Below are 22,035 nucleotides of genomic sequence, written 5' to 3'. Positions count from 1 at the left end.
TGGTAACACTGCTACTGGTCCGTGAGTTGGGGGAGGCCGCCCTCTGCCTCGCGACTGCGCATGTACAGCCAGATGGCGTGGTCCAGGACGCGCGGATCGACGCCGAGCTTCGCAGCTGCGGCGTTCACCAGCCGGCGCACGTATTCGGTGTCGCGCAGCATGGGAGTTTCGAGGACGAGCTCTACGAATCCCTTGAGCCATTCGTCAGGCTTTACGTCCTGGGCGCCGATCAGCATCGTGAAGTAGTACCAGGTCACTGGACCGAGTCCAGGCACGTTCACATAGGCAGCTTTGTGGCCGGGATCCTTGGGATCGATGTTGGCGGCTGCTTCGACGCCGATGTCGGAGAGGGTGCGAGCGGCGTGCACGATCGCGGAAGCTTTTGTTTCGGCGCCCGTCATCTGGTGGTTGTGCAGGACTTCGGCAAGCTTTACCGCGTCGAATTCGGCGAGGCGTGACAGGGAATTCGGGGTCTGATCGCCTACGGCGTCCTTGTAGCGGCTCACCGCGGCACGTACGCCGGTGTCGGCTTTGCCGTAGCGGGCCCGGATGGACAGGACGGCGTCGATGAGTGCCGCTTCGACCTGGTCCGGGTACCCGCCTGGCCATTCCGGGAACGGTTTCGGCAGCCGCGAGTCAATTCCGGCCAGAAGCCCCTTCAGGTCTTGGTCAAAGTCGCGTGCAGCGGTGTCGCTCATGGGGTCCCCCGGGTCGTCGTCGGCCGCCGTTCGGCGGCCTCCTTCGTATTTATACACGACAGGCTCCGGGTCGCAGGGTTGGGCGCCGGCGGCCGCCTGGAGCCTGTCGAAATCCTGGGGGTAAAGATCCGGGAGGTTGGTTATCTTTTTGGAGAGACTGCCGGCCTGGTAGTGCCAGAGAAAACACACGAGCCGTGGCTGGCCGCCGATATCCATGGGGAAAATGTTCTGGGCCGGGTCCGGCCGTCCGTCAGGTTCGTCGGTACCGAAACGGGTATATTGCGTCAGCAGCTCCGGGTAGGCCTGTTGGAATGCCTTGCGTGCCTTATCGCCGACCACCACTACGAGCCCGGCTGATGTGGCACTGAGGATCCGCCCCATGTGCAGCGTGGAGCAGTGGAGGGCCGCTTCCCGGACCCCTTGCTCCTTGTTTGATTTGCAGTGCACGACCTCGGTCATCACGGCATCTTCATGCCAGATGGATTCCGGGCCGAGCAGCGCCTGCGTCTGTCTCATGATCCAGCCCCAATATGGTTCCTGGCTTCCGCGGCTGCAGTCTTCCTTTAAATGCCTGCGGTCAATGACCCACCCTTTTTCGGACGAGAAGCGCCGGGTCATGAAATCAGCGGTTGTATCCTCGTCCCAATCGACCGTGGGGTACTTCTCGGCGATGCGTTTGCTGGCCAGTTTGGCGTCCGGCTGCCCCGCGCTGATGGCAGGATTGGAGGAAAGAAAGACAACCTTTGCCTGTTCAAGATTTCCGGCCCATGCCTCCGGGACCTGGAAGGGGCCCCCATGACTGTCCTGGGCATGGACGACGTCATGACAGGGATGAGGCCGACCGTTGGGCTGGAGGTCGTTGACGCGGCCCAGCTCGGGACACTGGGCAACACTCAGAGCGAGTTCCTTCAAATGCACCGGCATGGCCACCCTCTGCTTCCTTGAACCGAAAAGACCCCTCAAACTAACACCGTCCTTCCGCGGCCCCGGGCCGCCCCGCTGTACGGTTTTCGGCCCGGGCCGAGCTCCGTCCCCGCAACCGCGCCCTGGTCGGCCTTACCTCCCACGCGGTCCGGGGCAAAAGGAAACCGCCGGACCGTAGGGCGTGCCATTCTCATGGTTCTGCTGCGGCTAAACGCTGACAGTCGTTTCCGCCGGAGCGGCAATCAACGTTCGACGGAGCGCACGGCATCCAACCAGGTCCCGTAGATGTTCCGTACGGACGCGCCCGCGGGTCGGAGACGCCCTTCGGCCTTTTCGGCCTTGACCCACGCGTCGTATCCCGCGAACGTGGCGCCGCTTTCCGAGGATTTGGCCCATCGGCAGTAGTCGCGGACGGCAGCCTCGTAGTCGGCCTCGGTGTATTTCAGCAGTCCTTTAGGACGGCCGATGCCCGCCGTTCCAATTCCCATCGCCGTAAGGGCCTCGTTCCAGCCCCCGAACCGTCTCATGACGGTCTGGCGGGTGGGCGGCCAGGGGGAGGCCCCCTGCTTGGAGACCAGCCCGAAAGCCGTCACCAGTTCCTCCCGGAGTTCTTCATAGCGTTTCCCGGTGATGCTCTGGCCCGGGGTTTCATACAGGGTCTTCTGACCCGCGCCGATGATCCCGAGAATGGTGGCGACATCCTCGTCCGTAGCTGAAGCGGCCTTCAGTACCCCGCGCAGTTCCGTGATCAGGTCAAGGTCCAGATTCACCGCCGCCCACTCAGGGTCCGGGTCCAGGCTGAGGTCCGAGCCAAGGAGGTACCAGACGCCGGCTTCGAGGGCGGCGTCGGAGAATATCTGATCCCCCTGGACATGGTCGAAGACTATGGGGGAATTCTTGAGTGCATCCTCGGCCAGATCCGGGTCAAGTTGGGGGTAGAGGGCAAGGAGCTTGGTGATGGTGTCCGCCCGGGTCGCCCCGCGTTTGGCGATCGCCTTCGCCATGTGACCGTACCCGGCCATGAATGCCGCGTGCTGGGCCGCGGTGTTTTCTTCCCGCGCCAGAAGGCGCTTCGCCCGGGATTCCTCCGCGCTGGCGCCGCCAACCTTCTTGATGATCTGGCGGACGCGTTCGCGGGTGAGGCCGTAGCTCTTACCGATGGCATCGAGTGTCTCGCCCGCGGAGTAACGGTCGACCATGTCCGCGTTGCGCTGCTGTGTGGTCGAGGGCTCGACTCCCGTCACGGGGGAGGGCGCCTCAGCCTCGGAAGGCAGTTCATCCGGCCGTGTGGTGGCTGCGTTGCGCAGGGTGGTCATGAAACGCGGGTTGGGGGATGCGTTGGGGAGGCGCTTCTGAACGGCGGTCAGAACCTCCAGGGCGGGAGCCCCGGTGATCAGGGCACCGTAGAGGGCGGCGACGGTCGGGGTCCGGGATTCGGCGCGGACGCAGTGAAGGAGCACTCTTTTGCCTTCGGCGCGGAGAGCCGCGACCGCTGCCGCGGCGCCGTGGAGGGTGAAGTCCAGGTTCGCGTTGTGGCCCATGGAGGGTTCATCGACGAGCCAGAACGTCAGGTGGTCCCGGGCCTGGATTTTCGGTCCACGGTCCTTGGTGCCGAGGCGGCAGAGGGACACGATGGCATCCACATCGGCGGTGGCCACGGAGTCCGCACCGCCCAAAAGCACCCCATCGTCGAAGGGGTGGACGGCCAAAACGTCAGTGCGGGACCAGCCCGAATAATCCATGGAGGGAACATTCGGCCATTTTCCCTCGGTGCGTCCGCGGTCCTTGCCCAGCTGCAAGCCCAGACCCATCAGGTCCGCTGCCCGCAGTCCCGGCCATCCATGCAGGCTCCGGCGCCATTCCCACGGTACGGCGGAGTATCCGTAGGCTGCGCCCAGCAGCCCGCCGGCGATCGCTGCGACGGTGTCCGTATCGTTTCCGCCACGGACTGCGGCTTCCAGGGCCAGACGCAAATGCGCCGGACCGTCGACCGTCCCCGCGGTCGTTGCCGCCGCCATGGTGGACGTGATGGCCGACCAGGCGCCCTGGAAAGCCTGAATGACCCAGCCATTGTTCACAAAGTCCTTCGGGACGGACTTTTCGGCCTCCTCGATCCGTCCCAGCCACAGCCCGTGTCGGACGTTGGGGAGGTAGTCGAGGCCGGCCCGGACGTCGAGTTCGCCGGTGAGGACCGCGTGCCGGATCGCGGCGCACCACAGGGCGCAGGCTTCCGTGGCGTCCGGGTCGGCATGGGTCAACGCGCTGACCCGGGCTGCGGCGTCGGCAAGTTCCTGGCCGCTGGCGGCCAGGAACGCCAGGGCGACCGGGGCGGTGCGCATCAGGGAGCCGTTACCGGCCGACCGTCCCCAGGAACGGTGGATCTCTTCGGCGGCCGCATACGCGGCCCCGGCCGCCCCCAGTTCAGGCCGGTTCACCAGGACCTGCGGGATCCGGTTCAGGACGGTACCGGTCTGGGCGCCGACATCCTTGGCAGTGGCAGCCCAGGCCTGCCAGGCCTGTACAAGGGCGGACATCGCGCCGTCATCGACGGGGCTGCGGTCCTCGTCGACGGCGTCCAGCATCACCTGGGCCAGGGCGGTGGCCATGGATGTGTCATCGGTCCATTCGCCGGGGGCGAATCCGAACGGGCCGCCGCCTTTCATGCTTACCGGAGCCTCCGCGGGAAGGGGGCCGTCGAATTCGTAGCCGGCGCCGAGGGCATCCCCGGCGGCGGTTCCGACCAGTACCCCGGCGGCCCGGTCATTCTGCAGGGAAGAGAGTTTCATGATGTCTCCAAAGTGTTGGTACCAGCAAGATGGTTGGTGAAGCGCCCGGGAGGGCTGCCCGGAAGACGGGGTCCAGGGGGCGGGGTTCAGGCCCCGGCCATGACCGGGTGGCGGGTGTTCCATGCACTCAGGTGTGCGATGACGGGTCCGCGCTTGGGCAAGACAATACTGACGCCGCTGAGCGCCTGGTCCGGGGTCTGGAATAGAAGGGGCTGGCTGCTCAGGGTGCCATGGTTGCGGACGGTGACTCTGTCCTGCCCGAATGGGGGAAGCGTTGCGGACATGACCCGCGCGGCCAGGTCCCTGGCGGCCTGCCCCGGGGTGGCCGTATGCGGCAGAGAGCGGCCCAGGAGCTGGATGTCCATGACTGCTGCCTCCACGAGCTGGCGGTAGTGCCGGAGGAAGAGAGTGTGGGTGCCGAAGACTTCCAGCATCAGCGCCTGGCCTCCCAGGCCTGCGATGATTCCGCGCTGACCCTCGATGGGGGAGGGCAGCGCGTCGGTGGTCAGGACCGGGCGGGCCGCGCTGGCGTTCAGGTGATCGACCAGGGAGCCCGTGGCGGAGGAGGCGTTCATGCCCTGGAAGCGTGAAACCCTTTCCCAGATCCGGCCCTGCCGGTTGTTTCCCTGTCCGGTGCCGGGTTCGGCCCGGTGGAGTTCGGCGCGCACGTTCATTGGGGCGCGGCGGGCGGACCGGCCGTGGCCTGTGTCCCCGCCCCAGCGTCCCTGCTCCACGCAGTAGGTTTCGATGTCCCGGCTTTCCCCTGCCCCCAGGATCACGTCCCGTGCGCTGACCCGGTGCTGGTGGCCGCCTTCCAGGAGTTCACCTTCAAGCAGGAGCGCCGGACGGGGACCGCGGTTGGTAACGGTCAGTTTTCCGACCTGCGGGCCGGAGGCCAGTTCGCTGACCTCGATGGTGGTGCGGGTTCCGGTGCTGATTCCAAGCTCGCCCGGAGCGTCGGTCCAGACAGGGAAGAGTGTGAGCGGGCCGAGCGTGGTGCCGGCACCGACGTGCAGCTGGGGGACGGTCATCTGGGGCTCCTTAGAGGTCCCGTGACTCTTTGCAAAATTTGCAATCACCCGGAACCGGAATGTTTAGAGCATTTTTGCTCTAAATCTGGATTCAGCATAACCCGGTTGACTATTTAGCGCAACCCTGCTCTAAATGGGGGTATGGAGAATGATGCGAATGACACCCGCGGGTCCCTTCTGGACTATCCGCGCCCCTCCGTGGCAGTTGACACAGCGGTGATGACCGTCCGCGACGACATACTGTCTGTGCTCCTGGTCCGCCGCCGCGAGGGGCACCAGGCAGGACAGTGGGCTCTGCCCGGAACATTTCTGCGGGAACGGGAAACCCTCGAGCGGGCGGTGCTGCGCTCCCTCCGGGAGAAAGCCGGAATTACCGGCCGGCTCCCGCAGCAGCTGCACGTCTTTGACGACCCACGGCGCGATGACCGCGGCTGGGTGCTCTCCGTCGCACACGTGGACCTCGTACCCTTGCGCCAACTGACCTCCACCCTCGGCTCCGAGGATGTTGAACTGGTCAGCGCAACCGATGAACGGCGGATAAGCGCCCTGCCTTACGGCCACGCCGCCATCGTTGAAAAAGCCGTGCGGTGGGTGCAGGCCGCCTACGACGGACAGCCCGATCCCGGCGGCCTGCTCGAAGAGCCCTTCACCCTCCGGGACCTGCTCCTGCTCCACAACGCCATCGCGGAAAGCCCGCACCAGCGCGATACCTTCCGCCGCCGGATGGAACCCCAGCTAAAAGCCACTGGGCAAATGTCCGACGGAACGCGTGGCCGGCCGTCGCGGCTCTGGACCCGACATGGCACCGCAGATCTGCGCGTGCTGAACGGCAAGCCAGGACAGTCTGCTGGGCCGGCGAGACGGGAATGACCGGGATACCGTGCATCTAGTGCGGGCCGCAAGAACGCAGCGGGCAACGGGAGGGATCGTCAGCGGGAGAAGCAGACTTCCCTGCTTAGGCGTCACCTGACAGTGTTGCCCGCAAGCCCGGCGGGACCTGAACCACATGCAGATTGAACAGCTTCCAGGCCGCACCCAGCTGCGTTCTGCCGACCTTCCCGGCGATCTGCAGGATCGACGCTCCCGCATGGAAAACGTCCAGCAGCTCTTCAGTCTCTGACTTGGAGTAGTTCTTTCCGTATCGTGGGGCCGCCGTTGCATCGTCGATGTCCCCCACAGGATCGAACAGGACCCGGAGGAGACGGATGGCGACCTGCCGCTGATCGACTCGCATTGCCTGGGCAATAGCGGCCACACTCTGCCGGGCCTCGTACAGGTCAAGCATCCGAGCCTGCTCCTCCCGGGCCCATACGCGTTCCCTATCCAGAAACGGGTCCTCCAGCGGCTGCCCCTGGCGCGCTGCGGAGGTGCGCGTGACGATGTGGGCGCGTCCGTCCGGAACGGAAACGCCACGGTCCGGTAAGTGGCTGGCGGGACGTTCGCCGACAGCCGTTGTCCCGGCTGCCGGCGGCAGCGGAGTGGAAGCGATCCCGAGGTGCGGCGGTCGCGTTGCTGTCTGCGGAACGCCGGCGTGTGGAACCAACGCTGCCGGCGCATCGGACCGGTGCGGGACCTCCTGCCTCGGGGAAGGCCCGCCGGAGTCGAACATCGGAGTAGAGACCACCGAAGACAGCGGGGCAGGGCTGTTCTTACTGCTGGCGGCGGGGTCCGGGGCAGCCTCGGACCGGGACCTGTTCCACAAAAGACCGGCCAGGACGCCCATGCCGACGGCACCATATGGGAAACGGACCGAGATGACGAAAGCCGCTACCGCAATCAGGACCGCCAGAAAACGTTTCACGCTTAACCGTTCCTTCCAGCGATGATCTCTCGCGCGGATTTTAGTCCACGCCCTAGCGGGCTCCGGGTTGAATATCCGTTTTCGATGTCCCTGCAGTGAATTAGATCAGAGCCAGACACCGGCCGGGCACCGCGGCTCGTGTGTCGTGAGCAACGAAAAGTCGGTGTCCGTGGCTACGCTGATGGCTGGATCAACAGGAAAGACACAATGAACAATGAAACCGGCGTCCAGACAGCACTGGCGTTGCTGTCTGTGGGACTCGAAAAACACATCGCAACGGTACTGGCGCCCCACCTTGGCGGTGACCTGGAGTGGACGGACATCCTCCAAGAGCTCGACCAGATGAAAGGCAAGGCCCCCAAGCTATACAGCCGCACCGACGTCCAGTGCCAGCTGCGGGCCATCACCGAACGACTCGGCAACCTGGGGTATCCATTCGACGCCGGCGACCCCAACCGGATGATGAGCACCTACGGCAATGAGCTCAGAATCGTGCGGAACCGCTGGGCCCACAACGACCAGTTCACCAGTTTCGAGGCAATGCGTGCCGTCGATACAGTCTTCATTCTCCTGACACACATCGGTGACACCGAAGGCGCGGGAAAAGCCGCAGCCGAACGCGCAGCACTGGTGCTGGGCCTGATCGAGCAGTCACCTGCAGAGAAGACCCCGGACGAACAGGACGGCCCGGAATCAACCGAACCGGAAGACCTTCCCGACGAGGCCCCCGACATGCCTGGGGAACCGGTCCGGAAATTCGCACGCCGGCGGACTGAATTTGAGCCCTGGGACGTGGTCGTCACCGGATCGGTCGAGACACTGGACAACCTTCCAAAGAAGGTCGCCAAAGAGTCCGTGCGTGCCACCATCGAAGAGATCGTGGACTCTGAGGGCCCCATCCACCGTGACCGGCTCACCAAGCTTGTCGGCTATACCTACGGCCTGGGGAAGGTTCACGAGGCCCGGGCCAAGAAGATTCTGAGCCAAATCAACGCATCCGCATGTCTTGTCGACAAGGACCATTTCGTCTGGGCCGGCGACACAGATCCGGCCGCCTGGAAAATCCATCGCCGCAGTCCCATAGGAACAACCCGGAAGTTCCTGGAAATCAGCCCCCGCGAAATCGCGAACGCCGCCGTAGATATCCTCCGCAATGGCACCCTCACCGAGGAAGACTTGCGCCGTCGTACGCTGGCTGTCTTCGGCCGCAAAAAGAGCACCCAGGCGCTGACCACCCACTTCGGAAAAGGCCTGTCCTCGGCGATTCAGAGCGGCAAGATCCAGCCCGGCACGCAACCCGCAACCTTCGAAATCATCAGCTGATGACAGCTTGAACTCCGTTCGACGGATAGCCTGTGGCAAGTAGCCAAATTAAACGGGAGTGCAACGATGTCTCATGATTCGCCCTTAACGTCATTCCTCACGGAATTCAACGGACGAACGTGGTCGCAAGTCGGATCCCCTGACTACATGACGCTGAGAACGTTCTACCAGCCTGTCGATGGGGTTCAGCTGGACGTAGTTTATGCGACCGCGCCGCATCGTCCGCTGGCTTCGGATGTTCGCATTCTCTGGGAGAAACGCTGGAACCGCCGCTCCACGGGCGTTCTTCTGGTGGTCGGATATCCCGGAGGAGATGCCATTCCCCGAGCGACGGTCGTGGGTCTGCGGGATAACGCCCAACTGGTAGCGGACCTGGAGCTCCCTTTCGTTGAGCGGATCGTCGAGCGCGGCCTGGACGCTCTCACGACCGCGCAAGCAGAACAGCTACTTGAACCGATCTTCAAAATTCACGAGGACGACGAAGTTCCAGGTCTTATCAACACTGGTCTTTTCGCAACGCATGAGCTCCTGGTAAATGTCCCGAATCGACCAGATTGGAACACCTCCGCGGTCGGTGCACACTCACTGCGCGGTCACTCGGGTGAGGATCTCATCCGAGCCCTGGGTTGGGACGTGGCCCGTGAGGGGACTGACCTGATACTTCGGAAGGACGGGCGGGAGGAGGCCATTGCCATCCTGCTGGAGGGAAGCGAGCTCTTTGAACGGCCGTCAACCCGGTTTGGCGAGATTTCGCCAGTCCAGCATGGCCTTTCCATCGCCCGGAACGCTCGGCTCAGGTGGATACTGGCCGTTCAGGGCAGTCGTATCCGCCTCTACACCGCGGACCCGGATCTGGGTATCTCTCGCAAGGGCAGCGACACGTACACCGAAATCGACCTCGCCACCATTGACGACGAGCACCTCGCGTACATGGCCCTCCTGATGACCCCGGCGGCCTTGTGTGCGGGCGGTACGGCCGATGCCATCCTGGCCGGGTCCATGGACCATGCGGCTGCCCTCGGCGAACGGCTCCGGGACCGGGTTTACGTCGACATTGTCCCCGATCTGGCCACCGCAGTGGCCCAGCGGACGCATTCGACGACCGACGCCGAATTGGACGATGCCTATCACATCACTCTTGTCGTCTTATTCCGTCTGTTGTTCGTGGCTTACGCAGAAGATCGTGGCCTTCTGCCCTACCGGACGAATGACGCCTACACACACGTTTCGCTCAAAGAGCGTTCCCGCTACTACGCCAAACAGGTTGATGACGGCGAAAACATCACATTCGACGCCCAAGCAACTGATTTGTGGGACAACCTCCTCAACATCTGGCACGGCATCTTTGCCGGCCATACCGAGTGGGGCATCCCGGCATACGGCGGCTCCCTTTTCGACCCCGAAGAGGAGCCCGGATCAACGATCGCCAACTTGCGCCTGACGAATGCCCAGATCGGTCCGGCGCTCGTCAAACTTCTGGTCGACACCGGGCGGGACAGCACCCAGGGACCGGTCGATTTCCAGACCTTGAGTGTTCGCGAGTTCGGAACGATCTATGAAGGCCTCCTCGAGTCCTCCCTGTCCATCGCTCCCGTCGACCTCGCTCTGGACAACAACGGCGTGTATGTACCGGCAAGTAAAAACGACGAAGTGATTGTCAGTGCCGGACAGGTGTACTTCCACAACGCCTCCGGAATGCGCAAGACCACCGGCAGCTACTTCACCAAGCAGTTCGCCGTCGAACACCTGCTGGAGACAGCCCTGGACCCAACAGTGGCGGAACACCTTTCCCGTGTCGCCGGCCTCCTCGAGACCGGTGACGAACTCACAGCCCATGAAACTTTCTGGGACTTCCGCGTAGCAGATATATCCATGGGATCGGGTCACTTTCTAGTAGGCGCCGTCGACCACATCGCTTCCGCATTTTCCGCATTCCTGGCCGAACATCCCATACCCAACGTCACGCGCGAACTGGACGAGCTCCGCGCCACAGCTATTGAAAAGCTGGGACATTCGGGTACGAGGACTCTGCCAGAAATCGACCAGATGACCTTGGTACGCCGCCAAGTCGCGAAACGATGCATCTACGGAATAGACATCAACACAGTCGCCGTAGATCTCGCACGTCTTGCTTTGTGGATTCACACCTTCGTCCCCGGTCTTCCCATGTCCTCACTCGATCACGGTCTGGTGCAGGGCAACTCTCTGACCGGTATCGGGACGCTCCATGAAGCCTTCGATGCCCTTGAACCAAACCGCCTGGGCATGCGCTCCCTCCTTGCCGACCAGCTTGAAGACGTCCTGGAAGAATCCGCCCAAACACTCCGCCGACTGGGACTGACCGCTGAAGCCTCGGCCTCTGAGACGAAAGATGTTGAAGAGGCCTACGCAGAGGCCCTTCGGGAGTCGGAACCTGCCAAAGCCATGTTGGACGCGGCCGTCGCCAATCGGTTGGGCCATTTCAACCTGGACGGCGTCCTCGACACTGAATTGATCCTTCAAGCGGGCAGGCGCCCGGATGTGCGGGACGAAATCACGAAATTGAGTTGCCTTCACCTGGCCCTGGCATTCCCGGAGGTATTTATCAGCCGGAATGGCAGCCCGACCGGGTTCCACGTCATCCTGGGTAATCCGCCCTGGGATGAGGTCATGGTGGAGGAGCCCAAGTTTTGGCAGAGGTACTTCCCCGGCGTCATGGGGATGAGCCCCGCTGCGCAGAAGAAAGCGATCAAAGAGTACCGCGACGCCCGCCCTGATCTCGTCGTCATACTCGAGGGGGAGAGCGCGGCAGCGGAAAAGTACCGTCGCGCCCTGTTAGCCGGGCCATACCCAGGGCTTGGAACAGGCGACGTAGATCTCTACAAGGCGTTCTCGTGGCGCTTCTGGCAGCTCCTTCGCCAAGGAGGCAGGTTCGGTGTCGTATTCCCCCGTTCAGTTCTAAGTGCCGCCGGTTCCGCTCAATGGCGGGAAACCCTTCTCAAGGAAGGGCAGTTTCAGTCGGTCGTCTCATTGACCAACACCGGAAAGTGGGTCTTCAACGAGGTTCACGGACAATACACCGTGATGCTTCTGACGGTCGAGAAGGCCTTCGCACGTGAGCCGAACGTTCACCTCGCGGGTCCGTTTCATTCATTGAAGGATTTCCTGGCCGGAAGGCATGTTTTGGGGTCGCTCCCCGCCTCAGGCCTCAGGGAATGGACGGGTGGTGCGTCTTTTCCGCTCCTACCCGATACCGCTGCCGTCGAATCGTTTCGGACCTTGCGTTCTCACCCGCGTTTGGACTCCGGTGAACAGTGGCTCTTCAGACCAGTTCGGGAATTCGATGCCACGAACGACCGCAAGACATTCGACGCCGGAGGAAACGCAGAGGGTCGTTGGCCCGTCTACACCGGTGCTACGTTCAACCTCTGGAGCCCAAATGCTGGGGACCCCTATACCTACGCGGACCCGGCCGCAGTTACAAAGGTGCTGTTCGAGAAACGGAAGCGCCAGGCGCGACTCGCGTCGTCAGCATTCCTCGGCCTTGATCCTAAGATCGTCACCGACATCGACACCCTGCCTTGTTTCGGTCCGCGAATCGCCTTCCGCGATATTGCCCGATCCACCGACTCCCGCACCGCAATAGCCGCGCTGGTTCCAGGACACGTCGTACTGACGAATAAGGCTCCCTACCTCCTTCGGCGTTCCGGCGACCGCACCGACGAGGCATTTCTATTGGGCATACTCTGCTCTATCCCACTCGACTGGTACGCACGCCGCTACGTGGAAATCAGCATGAACCTCCACCTCATCAATGCCTTCCCCATACCGCGCCCAGAACGAAACAATCCGCTCCGGCTCCGTGTCGTGGAAATCGCCGGTCGCCTGGCAGCGGTGGACGAACGCTACGCCGTGTGGGCCGCCGAGGTGGGGGTCCCCACCGGGTCAGCAAACGACGTTGCGACGAAGAGCGATTTGATCCATGAGCTAGACGCCGTCGTTGCCCACCTGTACGGGCTGAGCCGGGATAATCTGATCCACATCTTCCAGACATTCCAGCGTGGCTGGGACTACCAGCCTCGATTGTCAGCAGTCCTGAACCACTTCGATCGTTGGAGCGAACTGTGAGCCTGTCCCTGTCAGTAGACCGACCAGAGTTCGCAACGAACAAAGCGGGGGCTGAACCTCAGCAGGTGGCGGACGCCATTTCGAAGATGATAAACAATGGCTCCGAGGGACGCGTGGAGCCGACCGGCGTAGACATCGCGACCGCGTACTTCAACGTCGGCGGATTCATGCTCCTTAGTACGGCACTGGAAGCGGCAGGCCCGGTCAGACTGCTGTTGGGTGCCGAACCGGTGGACTATGAAGTCAGATCCACCATCACACCCCTAAGTGTTCTGGGGGCACGTCGGGGAAACCCACGCCTCAGCCACGCCCTGAAAGACCATGACATGGCTCTCGCTGAAGACCGGAACCTTGTAGGCATCACCCGGGAGGGCGACGCCGCCGTCCAGCGCCTCCTGACGTGGCTGCGAGACCACGATGTCCAGGTCCGCCGATTGGAAAAGGACTTCCTTCACGGCAAGGCCTTTATCGTCAAGGACGGGGGAGCCAGTGTCATGGCCGGATCCTCGAACCTCACCTACGCCGGATTGGCGCGTAACCGGGAACTGAACCTTGGTGTCTACCAGCCCTCGCCGGTTGAACGCACACAAGAATGGTTTGACGAACAGTGGTCCGAGGCTGTCCCCTACGATCTGGCCGGCCTGTACGCTGCCCGCACCGAGCTGCACCAGCCGTGGACAGTGTTCCTGCGGATGCTCTATGAACTCTACGGCGACACATTTCAGGAGGATACCGAGTTCGACAACGAGCTCGGCCTGACCGAATTCCAGGCTGATGGTGTACACCGCGCTAAGCGCATCCTCGCTAAACGCGGCGGCGTCATCGTCGCCGACGAGGTCGGTCTGGGCAAGACATTCGTCGCCGGTGAACTGATCCGGGAAGCCACGATAGACAACCGGCAAAAAGTATTGGTCGTCGCCCCCGCCACACTGAGGGACTCCACGTGGCGTCCGTTCCTCAAAGACAGGAACATCAACGCTGACGTGGTTTCCTACGAAGAACTCGCCGCCGACATCCAGAACAGTCGAGCGGGCAAAGCAGGGGCGCACGTGCAGGTGCTCGACTCCTACGCCCTGGTCGTCGTGGACGAAGCCCACAATCTGCGCAACGCAAGCACACAGCGTGCTGACGCATTCCGTATGCTTCTGGCCGGAGCTGTCGCCAAGAAGCTTGTGCTGCTAACTGCGACCCCCGTCAACAACTCTCTGCAGGACCTTCAGACACTTGTCTCCTACATTGACCCCTCTGATGGGGCGTTCGCGGACATCGGCGTACCGAGTGTTCACAACTACATAGGTGCAGCGATGGCGATGAACCCGGATGAATTGTCCGGAAAGCATCTGTTCGAGCTGCTGGACGCGATCGCTGTACGCCGCACGAGGCGGTTCATCAAGACCCAGTATCCGAACGCCAAGGTCGGCGGGGTGAAAATTACTTTCCCCCAGGCGAAGGTCCATCGCGTCGACTACCACCTCGATGGTGTACTGCCCGGGTTCTTTGATCGTCTCGCTGACGCTCTGGGCGCTCGGACCGACGATGAGGATCTGGGCAGTACGGGGGTAACCCTGAAGGATCCGGGTACAGTGCTGACCATGGCCCGGTACGTTCCTTCCCGGTTCCTGCTCGACCGGCACCAACACGTCGAACAATACGAAGTCCAGAACGCCGGGCTGCTGCGCTCCGCCTTGCTCAAGAGGTTTGAGTCCAGCGCGGTCGCCTTCGGCTCGACGGTCATGAAAATGATTGACTCCCAGGACTATTTCCTCTCAGCTCTCAACAAGGGACAGGTCCTCACTGGAGATGCCCTCCGCGCCTGGGCGGCAACTGACTCGGACGATGTCGACCAGGTCATCGGATCACTGAACGCAGATGTCACCGAGAACAATGTCGATTCAGCGTCCAGATATGACGTCCAGGCGCTCCGGGAAGCCGTGCAAGCCGACCGCGGACTGCTTCAGCAGCTTCTTACGGAGGTGTCATCGGTAAGTTGGAAGGACGACCCGAAGATCCAGAGGCTCGCCAACGAGATCGGTCAGATCGCCTCCGAAGCCAAGGCTGAAGGCGTTGGATCGGATGACACAAGAAACCGACGCAAGGTCCTCGTTTTTACATACTTCGCTGACACTGCCAACTACATCAATGAAGCCCTCACTGCTCTCGCAGAACATGGCGACGGACGTCTGACCGACTACCGGGGGAGGATCGTACTGGCAACCGGCGGCGACCGGCACGGGCGCAAAGACGCGATCGTCGGGTTCGCGCCGCGCACCGCCGGAACGCCGGAAGACGAAGACAGGTACGACCTGGCTATCGCCACGGACGTTCTCTCCGAAGGCGTAAACCTTCAGCAAGCCGGCAACATCATCAACTACGACCTGCCATGGAATCCGATGCGCCTTGTACAACGCCACGGACGAATCGACCGGATCGGATCGCAGCACAAGCAAATCCATCTGCGGTGTTTCTTCCCAGACGATGAACTGGAAGAGCTCCTCCAACTCGAAGGGCGCCTCCAACTCAAGCTCAAGCAAGCGTCCGCAGCATTCGGTGTCGGCGAGGGCGTGCTCCCCGGAATTGAAGCCGCCGAACGTGTCATGTCCGAGACCAAGGAAGAGATTGAACGGCTCCGCAGCGAAGATGCCTCCCTGTTCGACGACACGGGGTCTGCCGCAGCATCCAGTGAGGAGTATCAGAGGCGCCTCGCGAACGCGCTAAAGTCAGCCGTAACAGCCCGAAAGGTTTTGGAGCTACCATGGGGCGCCGGTTCGGCCATGGTCGGCACTGGTGCCCAAAGCGGATTCGTGCTTTGCGCCAAGATAGCCGATCATCCTCGTCCCGAGTTCCGGTACGTTCCCCTCGTGGACGGGAAACTTCGTTTCCTGGACGGTGCACCAGAGGTTGTCTCCGAACTGCTGACGTGTCTCGAGCAGGCTGATCCGCGCCATCCGGGCACTCCGGTGGCCGAGGCATCCGACGACCTGCGTCAGAACCTCTACACGGCATGGAATGCCGCCCAGGCTGACATTCACGCGGAGTGGATGAAGCGCACCGACCCGGCCACTTTCGAACCGTCAGTGCCACGAGTCATGCGAGTGGCGGCCGATCTAGTTCGTAAGCAAGGCAGCATCCTGGGTGATCAGCAGGACAAGCTTGTTGAGCGGTTGAACCAGGTAGCCAACCCTCGGGCGGAACGTGAGATACGGGCAGTTCTGAGCACCTATAGGGACGTCGCAGCCGCCAAAACTGTTCAGGCGCTGATGGACAAAGCCAATGAGCTACGGCTTAAAGCTCCAAAACCGCCGGAACGACTTCCCCAAGTGGGTCTTGAAGATGTGCGCCTGGTGACGTGGATTGCGATCCTGGGAACGCAATAAATCACCAATGGCCGGGACAGTACCAGTGCGTCGGCTTGTACAACAGGCTCCTTCGCCCAAGTCCAAATGCCGGGTCAGCGGTAAACACCTCTGGCGCTGAAGATTTCAGGACGATCACGTGGCTATTAGATGACCACGGGACTGCCTTCGCGAGTCGTGACTGTGCTGCTGATCATTGTCCGCTGCTCTGTTTTGCTCGGCTAGCTTTTGCTTGGTCCGTGCGGGCCCATGCGTATCCCCGAAACCATTGCTCGGCGCCGAACTGGTTGTCTTTCCAGCGGTAGGGGCAGTCCTGTGGCCGTTTCCCGGCTGCGTAGGCGCTGTAGCCTTCCTGCTGGTACTGTGCCGGGTCCATCTCATCCGCCATTTCCGATAACCATGAAGTTGCTGCGCTCAACGGGATGACTGGCGACAATCGACACAAACAACAGTTGGTCCTCATGGCCCACCGCTTGGTAGCTGATCGACTTTCCCATGATGTCGAACGTATGGGAGGAGGTGACTTGGTGGGCGCCCCCGCCCGGAAGCAATTGCCGGGAGAACCGAGCCTCCTGCCGAGGCACGACTTCCTTCATTTCCGCGTCGAGCAGGACCACGAATCCTTCAACGTCGTCGAACCCCACTGATTCGCCCCGTTCGAACGCCCTTGCTTGTGTGCTCATTGGTTTAATTCCTTCCATCTGTCGTCCTTGCCACTGCATGGGCGTAGTAGCTGTCAGTGCGGTAGCCGGAGCCGTCGTTCTCGCCTCGGACTACGTGGTCATCGTCGTCTTCCCAAGGATATGGGCGACTGTCGTCTTGAGGGTGCGCGTTGATCTCTAGTCGGAGCGCCTGATCGTTCGGTGCCTCAATCGGTTGTTCAGTAGCCCGACGTTGGGCCAGTCTTGCCTTGAGGAGTTTCTGCCGTCTGAGCCTTCTCGACCGTGCTTCTTTCTGGGCAGCAATTCTTTCAGGGACTGAGCCTACATACGCAGCAAGCAGGGCTGATACGCCGATGGCCGAGGAAAGTTCGGCATGCAAGGCATCGAACGGGGGGCCATTCATGTCGAGCGTGGGCATCCCAAGAATAAGAACAGCTATAAGGAACCCAGGTACGACACTGTTGACGGCCCTTGCAGTCCTTAGTCCCTTTCGGTACGTCTCCGTATCTTCATCTCTAAGCAAATACGCCTGCCTCGCCATGATGAGGACTGCGACGGCAAAAAGTGAGTAGGTGACGATTGTCTTGAACGTATCCGCGGCGGTTGTAGCGGAGTCCATGCGCTGGATCAGAGTGGGGTTACCCCAAATGAGCTTCACCACAAGTGATCCCGGGAACACGAGGTTGAGCAGATATATGGTCCACCGCTGTTTGCCCGGTGGTTTTGGAAGGGGCTTGAACCATGAGAAGAAGCGGGGAGACAGCCAGCGGCAAAGCTTCAACAGCCAGTAGAAGACACCAACCATAAAAAAAGTCTGGCCAAGGTGTCGAATGAGGCTCCCCTCGAAAAGCGCCCAAAAGGCAGGGACGAAAAGAGCCCGAGGCGCCAACCATGGCAGCGAGAAAAAGATCCATCGGGCAGATTGGCCTGCAAGTTTTAGGATTGATTTGGTTCGGCGAATCAAGAGACCAAGCCTTTCGGTAGTTCCTCGCACGGAAGCGGCGCGATCTTGGAGTGGTGGTCGTGGCCCGGGCTGGATCCGTTGAATGGCACATCAGCCGAGAGCGGCCCGGCAATAGGCATGAAGCTGCTGCAAACGGGCATGAGTCGCCAGCCCCTCTGACTTCGCTTTCCGGGAAGCGCCCCGATAGGCGAGGGCCTTCTTCTTCGTCACAGCCTGGCGCTGGGCCATCGTTAGCTCCATGAAAACGGGCATAGCTGCCACGCGGCGCCAACACCGTCAACCACGCCGCTACGCGGAGGTTTTCAAACGAGGCAACGTATCCGGCTACGCGGAGGTTTTCTATGCGTCAACGCGCCCGGTAGCACTTCTCCAAAAAATGCCATATCCTGATCCTGCCTGTTGCGATGAGCTACAGGAAGTAAACCCGAGACCCGGCCGGACGACCGCGGCGCTCGGGTTTTGCGTTTAAGCAATCTTTCGCACTTCCCCGACAACGGGACGGATGCGTTGACGCCAAGCCCCGCCTTTGGCCCAACACCAAGCAATAGCGTCAGGAACGATTAATAACTGCTCCTCTGCCGACTTGAGGTGTTGGTACCTGAGAGAGTCGCCGCATCCGGACTTGCGAGAAAATTCTATTAGACATTTTCTGTCGCGCTGAACGATTGAGTCATCGCGGTCAAGCACAAGCATGGTTTCGCCACTCTTTGTGGCGATGTCGTTGACCAGTTCTCGCAGGCACTCGGCGCGGCGTTCGGCTTCGTTGGCGAATCGAGTCCCCGCGTCGTACACAACTGCTTGCACGTTGGCCCGCACGATCACATCCGCTATGGCCCGCTTGCGGGGATCCTTCTCATCTTTCATGTGGAGGCTCCGCTGGCCGGGTAAGACGAGTGCCCCAAGCTCCTTTCGGAGATCTCCCAGATCACCAGGTACTAGGGCTCCTGCAATCAAGAGATAGCCGTGGCGCTTCGTCTCATCAACAAAGATGTGGTTCTTGGTTACCACCTCCGACTATCACCTTCACTCATCTTGCTCCCCAGTTTTCTCTTCGGTTGGAGACTCGTCCGCACGTCGCCGAGTTGAGGCGACAGTTTGGGAAGGCTCGTTGAGATCGACGATGAGCATGCCATCCTCCAGGCGCGGAACCCACCGCTTCGCAACTGAAGTGTCAATGCCGATGAACTTCGTGAACATTGCACCCGCGATGAGTACTATGCCGCGCTTCGTATCCTTGCCGGGACCTTGGCGTCGAGTGGGGTACGCATTCGGGGTGGTCAGGGGTACGCCCTGTATTGCGATGAGTTTGGCATCGCCATCCCAGAGAAATTGGACTCCCTCCGGTTCTCCAATTAGACGGAACGCGGCGTCGTTCAGAGAGAACATGCCTCGCTTTTGGATAGTCACCGTGGGGATGGTGGGGGCCGGTGCGCTTCCCTTTTCGAATACCTTGAATGCCATAGTACTTAGGATACACACTGCGGCGTCGATGGAGAAGTTTTGTGTTGCGTTTGGAGAGTTTGCCGAGGATTCAAGTGCGCATGTAGGCCGAGAGGGCAAGGTTGGGGGTCGGATTCACGCTGGATCGGCGTTCGGTTCCATTGCTGATCGTCGAAAGTCTTCAGTAGTCCATTGACAACGATTTGAGTCACTTGAAGGTGATTGGTGCATCGATGAGTGCGCTGTAAGCGACGCAATACGCCAAGCGCTTGTGTGGCACATGCACATGTCAGGGGGAAGCCTCCGTCGCTGGTCGTTGGCCCCGCAGCTTGGGCATCGCTCGCTGATCTAGCGTGCTGTGTTGGCCGGTTGTTCCATGGCAGCGGCGCGTGCGGTTGGTTTATTGTTTGTCGGCCCAGCGCTCGTGGGCGGACTGTCGGCTGATTCCTACGGCGCGGCCAATGTTCGCCCAAGACGCTCCCGCTGACTTTGCGGCTGCAACGGTCTTGTCCAGCCGGCGTCCGGCCTGGGTGTCTTCTCGCGCTACGCACCCCATTGGTCCCGTCAAGGGCCGGCACTAGCGCCAGAGGTAGGATTCCAGCGCCCGGAGCAGGGGAGCGGGGTCCTTCTTCAGGTGGTCAACGGGGCGGGTCCCGGCCAGGTCCCGGGACGGGGTGATCATCCAGAGGGTGAAGTAGTTATGCGGGATATCCAGCTCCATGGCTCGTCGGAAGAGCGCCAAGACGGTTGGCTGGAGCTGGCCGCCGGAGAGGAACTGGAATCCCGGGCAGAAGGTGCCGTCGTCGAGGAATACGCGGACGAGCTGCTGCATCACGGGCTCGGGGTCTTCCATCAGTTCCGAGAGCCGGCGGTGGACCTGCGCGAGGGTCGGCAGCGTGAACTCGGTCCGGATCCCGGCCCAGGTCTGGTCGCTGATTGGCTGGGCGTTCAATGTTGCCGTGGCCTAGTCGCTGATGCTTTCCAGCAGCCACTGCGTGGAGAGCGGGTTCCGGCGCAGCGTGAACGTCCGCAGCGCCGAGTTCGAGCCGAGACGGACCTGCACCTGCCAGTACTCGATGCTCACCAGGTCGCCGCTGCCGAGGGCCGCGTCGGACCGGGTGTCCCACCAGGCGTCCCGGGCGAACCAGTGCACCGGATCGGCGGCCACGGCCCAGATCCGGCCCTCGTGCCGGACGGCCAGGGGAGTGCCGCCCGGGGTGAACCGGACGTCCACGGCGACGTCGATGGTTGTTTCATTCGCTACTGCTGTCACGGTCTACGCGCTCTCCCAAGTTCCTGGTCATCATTTCTTCCCGGCGGGTGACCGCCGAACTCCACACCCAGGTCCGGTAGGTCACCGGACCGTCTTTCCATGTCACTTCGACGGCCTTGGCCGTCCAGGCGTACACCTCGCCGTCGACCAGTTCGGCGCAGTTCGGAAACCGGATCCACGCCTTCACCGGAATCCCGGGAAAGCCGTTTTTCGCGGGGAAGTGCTCGAAATCGAGCTCTTCCACCGTCAGGCCCATCGGGCCGGCCCGCCGCGCATACTGCGCCTGCAGCCGGGCCGCCTGTTCCGGGTTCATACCCTCAGTTTAGAACTGGCATTCGATAACAAATTTCCAGCCTAGTAATTTTATTCGAATAGATGTGCAGGTTTGAGCATGGGGGAGGGGCCCGACAATCAAACGGTTTGCGCCCAGCGGGGACAGCCTGAGCTGTGCGGATGGCTCCACCTGCCCCAACGGGCACAACCGGGAAGAGGGTTCTTGCTGTTGTGACCCATGAGGAAAGCCTCCGCGCGAATCCAGGGACTCAAGCGCGGAGGCTCCGGTTCTCCAAGCTGGGGGGACGGAGAACCCCTCCAAGAGTACTAGCCCGGGTGAGGTCCTTGGCCGCGGGCCTGTTGGAGGCGGGGCCTTTCCGGTCAACGCCGGGAAGGGCGGCCCCTGGTCCTCCCGACCTGCCACCCGGGAACGGCGGCGTCCAGGAGCATGGCCTTCGCAGGGTCCAAGTCCCCGCGGCGGTGCTTGTACCGCTGGGTGTGGATCCACACGCCGAGGGTGTGTTCCCGCTCAGAATCGCAGCCCTTGTGGCGGGGCCAGTCGTTGCCCTCGTGCCGGAAGTCCYCGAGCTGGGCCAGCCGGTGGTGCCAGCGGGCCTCGTCCTCGGCGTCCCTGCGGTTTCCCAGCCACCCGGGCACGTGGGCCAGACCGTCACGGTACGCCGGGTCCAGGGTCCCCTCGGCCGCTTCGCGCCGGCGCCGGGACAGCCAGCGCGCCATCGCCCGTTCGCTCCGTTGCCCCGAGCGGTCACGGGGGAGCCGGCCTTCGGCCTTGACCCAGGCGATGAGCTCGTCCATGCGGGCAAAGTCCGCGGGGGAGGGGTGAGGAACGGGTGCGGCGCCGGCGGCCACCTGGTGTTCGGCCTCGAGGCCCGGGTCCTGGCGGCGGGCAATGACCAGGTGGTATCCGACCGTGGAGGGCCCGGCGCGGACGAGGGCAGCGATGCGTTGCCGGCTCAGCCCGAGCCGGTACATCAGCACCCATTCGGCGTCAGGAGCGCGCCGCAACCGCCTGTCCATGATCGACATCCTGCCACGAGCTCTCCACAAGTCGGGCGGTCACCGGCCGGGTCCACGGACAACGCTTTCGGGCGTCCGCTGGCGCGTCCGGGTGTTGGGTCCAGTGCTGTCCGTCGCAGGGCTCCGGGATCCCTGGCCCTGTTGTCTACGTCTGCGACGTTTTTGTGTTGCTGTCCTGCGGATTCTAGGCGTCCGCTCCAGCCCGTCCAGCCCCTCCTTCGTCGGGGCCTGCGGGGCAGGAAATGTCCCTCCGGCGCTCCTGCGTCGCTGAATTCCTCCAGGAATTTCCTGCCCCTTGCCTGCGGTAGACAGGCCTCCGTCGGCCGCCGAGCAAGCGAGCTTGCCAGCAACAAAAAAACAAC

General features: G+C 62.2%; 16 protein-coding genes. 4 read left to right on the top strand and 12 right to left on the bottom strand.

All coding sequences use genetic code 11. From position 1 onward, the window contains the following. Positions 1-11: 11 nt before the first annotated feature. The 3 genes from AB4Y86_RS00080 to AB4Y86_RS00070 form a co-directional block, all read right to left on the bottom strand. Positions 12-1,628, bottom strand: a complete 1,617-nt coding sequence (locus AB4Y86_RS00080) for a hypothetical protein (protein ID WP_441399326.1) — start codon at positions 1,626-1,628, stop codon at positions 12-14. A gap of 236 nt (positions 1,629-1,864) precedes the next feature. After that, a complete protein-coding gene (locus tag AB4Y86_RS00075; RefSeq protein ID WP_441399325.1) occupies positions 1,865-4,408 on the bottom strand; it encodes an ADP-ribosylglycohydrolase family protein in 2,544 nt (847 codons plus the stop codon). Between the two features lie 86 nt (positions 4,409-4,494). Then, positions 4,495-5,439 carry an ARPP-1 family domain-containing protein gene (locus AB4Y86_RS00070; protein ID WP_441399324.1) on the bottom strand — a complete coding sequence of 315 codons (945 nt, stop codon included), beginning with the start codon at positions 5,437-5,439 and terminating at the stop codon, positions 4,495-4,497. Between the two features lie 141 nt (positions 5,440-5,580). On the opposite strand from AB4Y86_RS00070, the gene AB4Y86_RS00065 reads away from it, so the two are divergent. Then, complete coding sequence (locus AB4Y86_RS00065; RefSeq protein WP_441399323.1) at positions 5,581-6,309, top strand: NUDIX domain-containing protein; 729 nt, start codon at positions 5,581-5,583, stop codon at positions 6,307-6,309. An 85-nt stretch (positions 6,310-6,394) separates the two neighbouring features. Here the strand turns inward: AB4Y86_RS00065 and AB4Y86_RS00060 are convergent, their stop codons facing one another. Further along, positions 6,395-7,240, bottom strand: coding sequence for a hypothetical protein (locus AB4Y86_RS00060; protein ID WP_441399322.1), 846 nt, complete (start codon positions 7,238-7,240; stop codon positions 6,395-6,397). Between the two features lie 207 nt (positions 7,241-7,447). On the opposite strand from AB4Y86_RS00060, the gene AB4Y86_RS00055 reads away from it, so the two are divergent. The 3 genes from AB4Y86_RS00055 (at position 7,448) to AB4Y86_RS00045 (ending at position 16,044) form a co-directional block, all read left to right on the top strand. After that, positions 7,448-8,563: a DUF3320 domain-containing protein gene (locus AB4Y86_RS00055; RefSeq protein WP_441399321.1), complete on the top strand. Its 1,116-nt coding sequence runs from the start codon at positions 7,448-7,450 to the stop codon at positions 8,561-8,563. A 147-nt stretch (positions 8,564-8,710) separates the two neighbouring features. Then, positions 8,711-12,670, top strand: coding sequence for an Eco57I restriction-modification methylase domain-containing protein (locus AB4Y86_RS00050; RefSeq protein WP_441399320.1), 3,960 nt, complete (start codon positions 8,711-8,713; stop codon positions 12,668-12,670). After that, the gene (locus tag AB4Y86_RS00045) at positions 12,667-16,044 is read left to right on the top strand and encodes an SNF2-related protein (protein WP_441399319.1); all 3,378 of its coding nucleotides are present in this window, start codon (positions 12,667-12,669) and stop codon (positions 16,042-16,044) included. Before AB4Y86_RS00050 ends, AB4Y86_RS00045 begins: the two co-directional genes overlap by 4 nt. Before the next feature lie 356 nt (positions 16,045-16,400). Here AB4Y86_RS00045 and AB4Y86_RS00040 read toward each other — a convergent pair whose 3' ends face one another. From AB4Y86_RS00040 to AB4Y86_RS00005, 8 genes are all read right to left on the bottom strand, one after another. Further along, positions 16,401-16,706 (bottom strand): hypothetical protein, encoded by a 306-nt coding sequence (locus AB4Y86_RS00040; protein WP_441399318.1) that lies wholly within the window; start codon positions 16,704-16,706, stop codon positions 16,401-16,403. 4 nt (positions 16,707-16,710) lie between these two features. Further along, a complete protein-coding gene (locus tag AB4Y86_RS00035; RefSeq protein ID WP_441399317.1) occupies positions 16,711-17,490 on the bottom strand; it encodes a hypothetical protein in 780 nt (259 codons plus the stop codon). Positions 17,491-18,114: 624 nt separating this feature from the next. Next, on the bottom strand, positions 18,115-18,657 hold the full coding sequence (locus AB4Y86_RS00030; RefSeq protein WP_441399316.1) for a hypothetical protein: 543 nt from the start codon (positions 18,655-18,657) through the stop codon (positions 18,115-18,117). A 15-nt stretch (positions 18,658-18,672) separates the two neighbouring features. Continuing rightward, complete coding sequence (locus tag AB4Y86_RS00025; RefSeq protein ID WP_441399315.1) at positions 18,673-19,110, bottom strand: hypothetical protein; 438 nt, start codon at positions 19,108-19,110, stop codon at positions 18,673-18,675. 556 nt (positions 19,111-19,666) lie between these two features. Beyond that, positions 19,667-20,041, bottom strand: a complete 375-nt coding sequence (locus AB4Y86_RS00020; RefSeq protein ID WP_441399314.1) for a hypothetical protein — start codon at positions 20,039-20,041, stop codon at positions 19,667-19,669. A 12-nt stretch (positions 20,042-20,053) separates the two neighbouring features. Continuing rightward, positions 20,054-20,362, bottom strand: coding sequence for a hypothetical protein (locus tag AB4Y86_RS00015; protein ID WP_441399313.1), 309 nt, complete (start codon positions 20,360-20,362; stop codon positions 20,054-20,056). Then, the gene (locus tag AB4Y86_RS00010; protein ID WP_441399312.1) at positions 20,343-20,675 is read right to left on the bottom strand and encodes a hypothetical protein; all 333 of its coding nucleotides are present in this window, start codon (positions 20,673-20,675) and stop codon (positions 20,343-20,345) included. Before AB4Y86_RS00010 ends, AB4Y86_RS00015 begins: the two co-directional genes overlap by 20 nt. 341 nt (positions 20,676-21,016) lie before the next feature. Further along, entirely contained in the window at positions 21,017-21,673 is a 657-nt protein-coding gene (locus tag AB4Y86_RS00005) for a helicase associated domain-containing protein (protein WP_441399311.1), read from the bottom strand. Positions 21,674-22,035: the final 362 nt, after the last annotated feature.

The organism is Arthrobacter sp. 2YAF22_2, from assembly GCF_052114645.1.
Lineage (GTDB): Bacteria > Actinomycetota > Actinomycetes > Actinomycetales > Micrococcaceae > Arthrobacter.
This window is presented reverse-complemented; position numbering and strand designations above follow the sequence as displayed.

Coding starts and splice junctions, on each gene's coding strand:
- AB4Y86_RS00075 (WP_441399325.1), bottom strand. CDS start 4,408: ATGAAACTCTCTTCCCTGCAGAATGACCGGGCCGCCGGGGTACTGGTC.
- AB4Y86_RS00070 (WP_441399324.1), bottom strand. CDS start 5,439: ATGACCGTCCCCCAGCTGCACGTCGGTGCCGGCACCACGCTCGGCCCG.
- AB4Y86_RS00065 (WP_441399323.1), top strand. CDS start 5,581: ATGGAGAATGATGCGAATGACACCCGCGGGTCCCTTCTGGACTATCCG.
- AB4Y86_RS00055 (WP_441399321.1), top strand. CDS start 7,448: ATGAACAATGAAACCGGCGTCCAGACAGCACTGGCGTTGCTGTCTGTG.
- AB4Y86_RS00050 (WP_441399320.1), top strand. CDS start 8,711: ATGACGCTGAGAACGTTCTACCAGCCTGTCGATGGGGTTCAGCTGGAC.
- AB4Y86_RS00040 (WP_441399318.1), bottom strand. CDS start 16,706: ATGAGCACACAAGCAAGGGCGTTCGAACGGGGCGAATCAGTGGGGTTC.
- AB4Y86_RS00035 (WP_441399317.1), bottom strand. CDS start 17,490: ATGGTTGGTGTCTTCTACTGGCTGTTGAAGCTTTGCCGCTGGCTGTCT.
- AB4Y86_RS00025 (WP_441399315.1), bottom strand. CDS start 19,110: ATGGCATTCAAGGTATTCGAAAAGGGAAGCGCACCGGCCCCCACCATC.
- AB4Y86_RS00010 (WP_441399312.1), bottom strand. CDS start 20,675: ATGAACCCGGAACAGGCGGCCCGGCTGCAGGCGCAGTATGCGCGGCGG.